Origin of the sequence: Lactococcus sp. dk101, assembly GCF_009601055.1 — a bacterium.
GTDB lineage: Bacteria > Bacillota > Bacilli > Lactobacillales > Streptococcaceae > Lactococcus.
This window is the reverse complement of sequence record NZ_WITI01000018.1, coordinates 21,412-27,411: the sequence shown is the minus strand read 5'-3', so window position 1 is coordinate 27,411 and position 6,000 is coordinate 21,412. Positions and strand designations below refer to the sequence as shown.

Below are 6,000 nucleotides of genomic sequence, written 5' to 3'. Positions count from 1 at the left end.
AATTAGAAATGATCTTTTTAGCGTACTCTATTCTTCTAAAGCTGGCTAAAACATTGAAACCAGAGACTTTGAAGTACTCAATTGGCTATCAAGTGATGGCAAAATAATCAACTAGCAATTCGGGTAATCTATTATATCAAAATACCAACGATTTGGTATTTTGAGTGTGAGCCACGCGAGCATATTTAAATCATGCATTGCTAGCAAGGCTATCCAATGCCAACCTTTTGGTATTTTGAGTGTGAGCGATTTTCAATATGCACCTTTTACATGACATCTGACAAAAAAACCTGTCAGTACTGACAGGTTTTCATTTCTGTTAATTAAGCAAGTGCTTTTGCGTAAAGTTCGTTAACTTTATCCCAGTTGACAAGGTTGAAGAATGCTTCAATATAGTCAGGACGAACGTTACGATATTTGAGGTAATAAGCGTGTTCCCAAACATCAAGTCCAAGAACTGGGGTCAAACCATCAGTGATTGGGTTATCTTGATTGGCAGTAGAAACAACTTTCAATTTGCCATCTTTGTCAACAACAAGGAAAGCCCAGCCTGAACCGAAACGACCTGTTGCAGCCGCCTTGAATTCAGCTTTGAATGCTTCAAAGTTTCCAAATTCTTTAGCGATTGCATCACCGATTTCGGCGTCAGCATGGTTAGCTGAACCGTCTGTATTTGGACGGAGCCAGTTCCAAAATTGTGTGTGGTTCAAGTGTCCACCACCATTGTTACGAACTGCGCCACGGATATCTTCTGGCAATTCATTCAAACCAGCAACTAACTCTTCAACTGTCTTTTCGAACAATTCTGGGTGTTTTTCGATTGCAGCATTAAGATTGTTGACATAAGTTGCATGGTGCTTGTCATGGTGCAAACGCATTGTTTCTTCATCGAAGAATGGTTCCAAAGCATTGTAAGCGTAAGGTAATTCAGGTAAAGTGTAAGTCATAGTATTCCTCCATTAAATTAAAGAGCCACAATGAGCTTCTTTTTATTTTTTTTTAATTCTATTTTAATTATAGAAGATTATTTGAACTTAACCAAATAATCTGCTTAATATTTTTGACGTTGATTGACAAAATTTTGTCCGTCCAAACTTAGCAAAAATTGATTGTTTCGAAGTTCCATCAGATTTCTTGAAGCCTGTAACGCATAGTATTTTTTCAAATCTTCTGGCCATTTTGCAAGCATTTGTTCAACTTGACTCGCACCATCAGCCATGAGATGATGCAAGATAAAACCAGCAGAGCTGACCAAATCAGCACCAAGCAACTGTGCTTTAACAATATCTGCGGGCGATTGAACACCTCCCGTTGCAATTAAGGGCTTTTGATTTTGACAAAACCGAGCTTCTAAAAGACTTTCAACAGTTGTAAATCCATAATCTTCTAGCTCAAATTCGCCACCACGGCCATGTTCAATCCAAGCAAAATTGGTTCCTCCTTTTCCACCAACATTAATGGCAGAAACAGCAGTTTGTGAGAGTTGTTTAAACATTTGCTGAGAAAAACCGAAACCAACTTCTTTAACAATTAAAGGAACATGAATTTCTTCGGCAATTTTGTTAATATTTTCTAACCAAATAAACGAACGATCGCCTTCACTATTTTTCATGGTCAATTCTTGCGCCAAATTAATATGCAACTCAAGTGCATTTGCCTCAAGCATATCAACGGCTCGTTTGGCTGATTCTAATTGATGATGAGCGCCCAAGTTGGCAAAGATAAAACCATCAGGATTTATTTTTCTCACATTTTTGTAACCATCAGCGGCTTCTTCAAAGCGCATGGCAATCGATTGAGAACCCACAGCCATCGGCAAATGCAAATTGCTGGCAAGGCTAGCTAAATCCGCATTTACCTTGTCAGCACGAACAGAACCACCAGTCATAGCCTCAATGTAAAAAGGTTGTTCAAAATGATGATCCAATACGTCAACGGACAAATCAATATCCGCTAAAGCCAATTCTGGCAAGCCTTGAGGGACAAAACGAACATCCGAAAACTTCAAGCCAGAGAAGGGTTCAATATTTTGAACCTGCCTCCAATATTTGATGCCCAAAGACAAATGTTCATCTTTTCGATGCTGATGAATTTCTTTTTCTGTCATTTTTTCTTCATCTTTCTTACATTTACATCACTTGAATTCTTCTGAAATTCTAATTTTTTCAAATCCAATGCCATGTCTTGCTAATTTTTCTCGAACTTTTTTAATGCCTTTTTCATTTTTAGTAAAAACAATCATATTCTCGCCAAAACCTGAGCCTGAAATTTTCCCAACCATGTTTTCTTCTTGATTGATTATTTTCAAGGCATAAGCCAATTTCTCAGTCACATAAGCAGCTGGCAAATGGTCAATTAAAAGTTGTTGATTTCTCAACACTAAAGTTTTTAAAACTTTAAATTTCTTGCTAGAATATGCCAAGCTCATGCCTAATCGAGCTATCTTTCTAACAATTTTATCACTTTTATCATAAAATTCTTCTGACAAGCTTATTTTCAATTTTTCTGATGTCTTGACACTCTTGTCAGTGCTGACAAGATAAGTTTGCCAGCCATTTCTTGACCACTCTTGCGGAGCAATCATCCAGTTTTTCCAATTTTTATCTGGTGACTGATAAAAGATAAGGCCGCCCCTCGCAATCGATGCAACATCTCCCATGGAGCCACTGCCTTGAACCTGATGATGCGCTTTTGCTGCATATTCAAAAATTTTATCTGCTGTAAGATTGAGCTGTAAAAACTGACTAACCGCTTTAACAACGCCGACAACCACACAGGCTGATGAACCATACCCTTTTTTATTGTCGCCAAAACCCAAACCACTTTCGATAGAAAGTTCAAGCTGAGGGAGCTTTTCTCCCAGAATTTCTTGCTCGCCTTTGAGTAAATAATCCAAGGCACACATTGCAAAATTCCAGCCATTGTCCTGAATTTCAAAAGCATGAATGTCAAAAGTCATGTCATCAAGGGCTACATTAGTTTTCAAATGCGACAAACTTTGGCTTTCAGCAACCCTTACAACAAAATCATTTTCAATCGCAGCAACCATTGCGCAACAGCCTGGTCGTGTCACGGCGTACTCGCCAGCAATAAATAATTTCCCTGGAACTTTAACCGTAACTTGCTCAAACATAGCGCAAACCCTCGCCGGAGTGTGCCACTTCAAAAGTCAAATCCGGAAAATTACTGCGGAATTTTTGTAAGAGTTTTTGTTCCGTTGCCTTATCCGTAATGATTTTCACGTTTGGCCCCGCATCAATCGTAACAAAGGCTAATAAGCCTTCACGGTAACATTGCTTAGCAAATTCCACTACTTCAATGGTTTGCGTCGTGAAATAGTCAAATGGTTCAAGTGATCTGCGGTTCTGCTCGTGCATCCCGAGTGCATTGTCTTGCGCAATCAAACCTATTTTTTCAATGTCTTTCGCTACAATCGCTGCTTTCATTTGTTCCAGTTGATCAGCTGATTTTCTGACCCATTCTGGATATGTCGGTGCTGTCTGCGCCAGTTGCATTCCTTTTGTTGACGACATTTTTTTCTGAGCTGATGAAATCTCTGCCACAATCATGGTCAAATGAATATCGTCATCATAAAAACTTTCGGCAAAAGAACTTTCATCATCATTTCCTTTATTCCAAACGGCAAAATTCCCAAATATTGAACGTGAAGCCGAACCAGAACCTTTTCTCGCCATCCGTGACATTTCTTGCGTGTCCTGTGGAAGATCTAGCAAGCCAAACATGGCACCTGTCAAAGCAGAGAAACTAGAGGCACTCGACGCCAATCCAGCAGCAGTTGGCACATGATTTTCAGATGTGACCAAAATTTTTGGAAAATCGCCATGCTTTTCACGAAAACAATCCAAAAATCTACTGATTCGCGTGCTGTCAGTGCTGACAGAATTCAAAATCAACTCATCAGTCGCTTGATCAGTGAATTCAACGGTTGTCGTTGTATAAAATTGGTCCAAAGTCATCGACAAGCTACTGGTTGTCGGAATGTTAAGCGCCACATTTTCTTTCCCCCAATATTTAATCAGGGCAATATTGGTGTGTGCTCTTGCTGTTACTTGTTTTGTCATGCTTCTATTATATCAAATTCTCAAAATTATATCAGTAGTATGTTACAAAGTTGATTTTCGAAATCACTTTTACACTCCGTTTTGGACAATACTTCTCCAACATTTTGAACTAAAAAGAAAAAACATCTTGACGATGTCTTTTTATTTATTCTCTACATTTAACCAAGTACTAAATTTTCTCATTCTTTGTTGAATAATTGCAATAATTCGACCCGTGAAAATAGCAGTCAAAATGGTTCCTTCGCGAATTCCCGTGACATTACCAAAGTAAAGCAATGAAATCAAGAGTGCAATCACAACCATACTGGCATCGCCCCAAACTTTAACTTTCGGAAATTCCTTTTTTAAGCGGTAGGAGAATGCCAAGATAATCCCTTCGCCAGGCATCACAATAACGTTTGAGACTACTTCAAGATAAACACCAATCGCAAGTAATACAATACTGATGAGCATTAAAATAAATTGTTGCCAATAAACCGAATGCGGAAATTTCTCAAAAATACCAACAAAGAAATCTGTTCCATACCCAAAAACCAAGGAAGGCAGCATCTCTAAGATATTTTTTAGTCTAAATTTACTCCGTAAAACGACCCATTCTAAAAGGATTAAGGCAGCTAAAAAGATAATGGTAATTTGTCCAATTGGCAGCAAAAAAATAAAGCTTAAAACATTTGGAATAGATGAGATTGGTGACATGCCTAAGTCAGCAACTTTTGCCATCGCCACTGACATCCCCATAATCAACAATCCTGCAATCAAGACCAAATATCTAGCCACTAACTTCAAACGACTTTCTTTCAAATTATTCTCCTTTAAATTTTGATTTGATTTGATTTTATAACCCCATAAAATAAGGCAAAAACAAAAGCAAATCTCTTTGCTTTTATTCTTATACTTAACCCACTTCATCAACTAAAAATGACTTCAAACGCTTGATAAATCAGCAGCTTTATTTAGAAAATGAGTGACAAATGAATTTTTTCTTATTAAACCTTAACTAATCTAGTATATCAAACCACTATCTACATTTCAATATTTTGAACTCAGACAAGAAAAAAAGCATCCAACTGGATACTTTTCATTTATTGTCGAACTGGCGTTAATTTCATGGTTTTATTATCAACAGTATATGTTGTACCGTTAATTTTAATCGTATTCTTATCTTTTTTATTCATATTACTGCGTCCTTTCCCAAGAAGATAAATAATTTATTAAAAGCTGTTAAAAACAAGAACAACTTTACTTAAAACTAATCATTTTCTAATTGTTAACCCATTATAGCACTATTTTTCATAATTGCAAGTAATATTTAATTATTTTAATCTATTTTTAATTTATAAAATAAAAAATAAAAAAATGCCCTAAGGCATTTCCAAAAATTAAGCTTGAATGTTAGTAGCTTGAGGGCCGCGTTGACCTTCTTCTACGTCAAAAGTAACTTTTTGTCCTTCTTCAAGAGTTTTAAAACCACTTGATTGGATTTGTGAGAAGTGAGCAAACAAGTCTGTTCCATCTTCTGCAGTGATAAAGCCGAACCCTTTAGTTGGGTTGAACCATTTAACTGTTCCTTTAGTCATTGAAATATTCCTTTCTGTAAAAATTTGTAAATCTCATTTCGAGAAAAGAATATCCAAAAATATAATACTTAGAATAAAATCTACTTGCTTATGTTACCATTTATTTTAAGTTTTGTCAAAAAGACTTAAATTTTATAACAAAAAAGCAAGTAAAAATTGTACCTGCCCTAATCTATTAAAATGAGTAAATCCATGTATTATATAATTGAAGTTATCTAGTCATATATAGCTTCATTTATAGCGCATTTAACTGTATTTCTATTAGTTACAGCTCGCTTCGTTAAATCTGATTTAACACTCAAACTCTGTTAAAAACTCTGTTAAAAATTAAACCACCACAC

Annotated in this window: 6 protein-coding genes and 1 pseudogene; 1 reads left to right on the top strand and 6 read right to left on the bottom strand. The window is 36.4% G+C overall.

Features of this window, described 5'->3' with window-relative positions; genetic code table 11:
* A pseudogene (locus tag GHI45_RS10440) lies at positions 1-107 on the top strand (IS982 family transposase); the annotation flags it as partial.
* 216 nt (positions 108-323) lie between these two features.
* On the opposite strand, the gene GHI45_RS10435 reads toward GHI45_RS10440, so the two are convergent.
* The 6 genes from GHI45_RS10435 to GHI45_RS10410 all read right to left on the bottom strand — a co-directional run bounded on the left by GHI45_RS10435 (position 324) and on the right by GHI45_RS10410 (position 5,659).
* Positions 324-947, bottom strand: coding sequence for a superoxide dismutase (locus GHI45_RS10435; protein ID WP_147780702.1), 624 nt, complete (start codon positions 945-947; stop codon positions 324-326).
* A 104-nt stretch (positions 948-1,051) separates the two neighbouring features.
* Positions 1,052-2,107, bottom strand: coding sequence for a type 2 isopentenyl-diphosphate Delta-isomerase (gene fni, locus GHI45_RS10430; RefSeq protein ID WP_147780703.1), 1,056 nt, complete (start codon positions 2,105-2,107; stop codon positions 1,052-1,054).
* A gap of 27 nt (positions 2,108-2,134) precedes the next feature.
* Positions 2,135-3,133: a phosphomevalonate kinase gene (locus tag GHI45_RS10425; RefSeq protein ID WP_147780704.1), complete on the bottom strand. Its 999-nt coding sequence runs from the start codon at positions 3,131-3,133 to the stop codon at positions 2,135-2,137.
* Positions 3,126-4,082, bottom strand: coding sequence for a diphosphomevalonate decarboxylase (gene mvaD / locus GHI45_RS10420; protein ID WP_147780705.1), 957 nt, complete (start codon positions 4,080-4,082; stop codon positions 3,126-3,128). The genes GHI45_RS10425 and mvaD overlap by 8 nt, the downstream gene beginning before the upstream one ends.
* A 141-nt stretch (positions 4,083-4,223) precedes the next feature.
* A complete protein-coding gene (locus GHI45_RS10415) occupies positions 4,224-4,883 on the bottom strand; it encodes a YitT family protein (RefSeq protein WP_147780706.1) in 660 nt (219 codons plus the stop codon).
* 578 nt (positions 4,884-5,461) lie between these two features.
* A complete protein-coding gene (locus GHI45_RS10410; RefSeq protein ID WP_147780707.1) occupies positions 5,462-5,659 on the bottom strand; it encodes a cold-shock protein in 198 nt (65 codons plus the stop codon).
* Between the last annotated feature and the right edge of the window lie 341 nt (positions 5,660-6,000).